Annotated in this window: 3 protein-coding genes; 1 reads left to right on the top strand and 2 read right to left on the bottom strand. The window is 38.2% G+C overall.

All coding sequences use genetic code 11. The features are described from left to right. Positions 1-12 precede the first annotated feature (12 nt). Positions 13-1,092: a class I SAM-dependent methyltransferase gene (locus V7083_RS17320; RefSeq protein ID WP_335480159.1), complete on the bottom strand. Its 1,080-nt coding sequence runs from the start codon at positions 1,090-1,092 to the stop codon at positions 13-15. Positions 1,093-1,240: 148 nt separating this feature from the next. Continuing rightward, a complete protein-coding gene (locus V7083_RS17315) occupies positions 1,241-1,876 on the bottom strand; it encodes an MBL fold metallo-hydrolase (protein ID WP_335480157.1) in 636 nt (211 codons plus the stop codon). Positions 1,877-2,090: 214 nt separating this feature from the next. Between V7083_RS17315 and V7083_RS17310 the strand changes: the two genes are divergently transcribed. Further along, complete coding sequence (locus V7083_RS17310; protein WP_335480156.1) at positions 2,091-2,267, top strand: DUF2759 domain-containing protein; 177 nt, start codon at positions 2,091-2,093, stop codon at positions 2,265-2,267. Positions 2,268-2,363: the final 96 nt, after the last annotated feature.

Genomic DNA, 2,363 nt, shown 5'->3' with positions numbered 1-2,363 from the left:
TAAACAAAACCTTTAAAATATTTCATCAACCTTAAGATTCTTTTGTTGAACGATAATCTGAAAGGCCGCACTCATTCCCCCTGGCATAATCAAGCTTCTGATTGCTCGATTGCGCTTGCTCTGCTCTGAAAATGGATTAGGGTCATAATGGTCTTCTAGCTCCTTAAGGATTCCCGCATTCAGTAAGAATTCATCCTGCCCATACTTAGAAACAAATTGTAGCCCAACCTGCGTCCCATTTTGGATCAGATAATCCAAATGAATATGCGAAGTAATATCCATTTCACCAGGATTTATTAAAACATTGTCTACCATTCGGTGCTGATAATAGCCTCTCAGACTTCCCTTTAATCGTCTAGGATCCATCCATTCCTTATTGGTATATCCATAATCCACAGACACTACAAAACCCTTATTTAAGGTGGCGGAGATGTTTTTAATCATATCATCCATTGCCAAGGGAATCTCGATGCGCTGGCTTTCTTTAAGTTCCCATTTCCCTTCTTGTAAGAAGGAATAAATAGCCGGATTGGTCAATGGAACCGGTCGCTCATATAATTGTTCCTGATCCAAACCAACCATGATTTCAACTAATTCGCCATTTCTTTTTTCAATGACATGGACTGGCAAGGCATCAAACAGTTCATTTGAAAAAATGATTCCTTCAAAATTGTTAATCTCACTTAGACGATCCACTTGAACAAACGAGGGAAAGTCTTGAAGCTTATTTTGCTGCAGCGCTCGATGAAATGGGCTTGATTCAACCATAAAGTATTTAAGTGGTGTTTTTATGGTATCAGACCACTCCTGCAAAAAGGCTTGGGAGAATCGGCCATTTCCGCCGCCAATTTCACAAAAAGCTGCAGGCAGGCCGTACATTTTATGAAGGCTAGCCACCCATTTTGCCACTAACCTTCCATATACATCTGAAATATTGCTTGTTGTAATAAAATCTCCTTGCCGCCCAATTTTTTGTCTTTCCTTCATATAGTAACCATATTCTGGATGATATAGTGCTTCACTCATAAAATCAGCGTAAGTAATCAGTTGGTTGGGTGAGTTTGAAATAAGTTCGCGTAAATAAGTTAACATTTATAACTCCTTTATAATTAACACTATTGACATAGTGGAAACTTTATAATATTGTTAATTTAGTAGCTTAACAATATCCCCTCCCATTATATGAATAAAACATCCCCAGAAAGACCCTTCTCCCGCCCGAGAAGGGTCTTTCACCTATTTAAAATCCATTTAAAAAAGGGTTGCTGTCCATTTCATCAGCTATGGTTGTCACTGGGCCATGCCCTGACAATACATAAGTTTCTTCAGGTAAGGTTAAGAGTTTTTCATGAATACTTTTTAACAACTGTGTCTGGTTGCCTCCAGCAAGGTCTGTTCGACCAATGCTCCCTTGGAATAAGGCATCCCCTGAAATCACAACTCCTTCTTTGGCAAAGTAAAAAGAAACACTTCCCGGTGAATGCCCAGGAGTATGATACACTTCAAATTCAAACTCCCCGATTTTCATCGTTCCTTCTTGATTGATTAGCTGTTCTGCCGGTTTTATTCTGACTGTTTCTATTAATGGAAAAAATTGCGAACCATTTAATGCAGGATCACCAAGCCATTTTTCCTCTTGTTTATGAAGATAAACAGGAACTTTAAAAGTAGCCCTTACTTCATCGACTGCGCCTATATGGTCAAAATGGGCATGAGTTAAAAGAATAGCCAATGGTTTTAACCCACGCTGATTTAACAGGTTCATCAGCTTTTTACCATCACCGCCCGGATCAATAATTAAACAGGAACGGTCTGGATTTTCAACAATATAACAATTTGTTTGAATACTACCTAAAGGGATTTGCTGCCACTTCATTTTGTTACCTCCATAATTTCTGTTCATTAATCCTATTTTACACTAAAGAACCATGATATAAAAAGATTCTGTCATTCACTACATTGCAGTCTATAAACCCTCGACAAATGGACCAAAAAAATATAAAATAGGAAAGGAATGTATATAATATACTTACATAACTATCTATCAAGTTTGAGCTAAAGCCGTTTATTTATGTAAAGGGGGATGTTTCATGGGATTGGTTATCATTTTTGCACTTGTCACCTTAATGGCGGCATATGGCGGATTTACTGCGCTAAAAAGTAAAAATTTGCTAGGGGCATTTTGGGGAATTGCTTCATTTGCCGTATTTGGATGGTTCACGGTCATGACCCTTATTCATTCAGGATATCCTGCAGGAACTCACTAAGAGGCTGTCAACAGACAGTCCTTTTTTTATATTCAAAAGGCTCTACTAACGAATATGTTGATTTTAAACCAGTTGATTGAAGCGGAAGGCACGAAG

Source organism: Bacillus sp. JJ1764 (assembly GCF_036962145.1).
Lineage (GTDB): Bacteria > Bacillota > Bacilli > Bacillales > Cytobacillaceae > Neobacillus.
The sequence above is the reverse complement of the archived record's forward strand: the minus strand, read 5'-3'. Positions and strand labels throughout refer to the sequence as shown.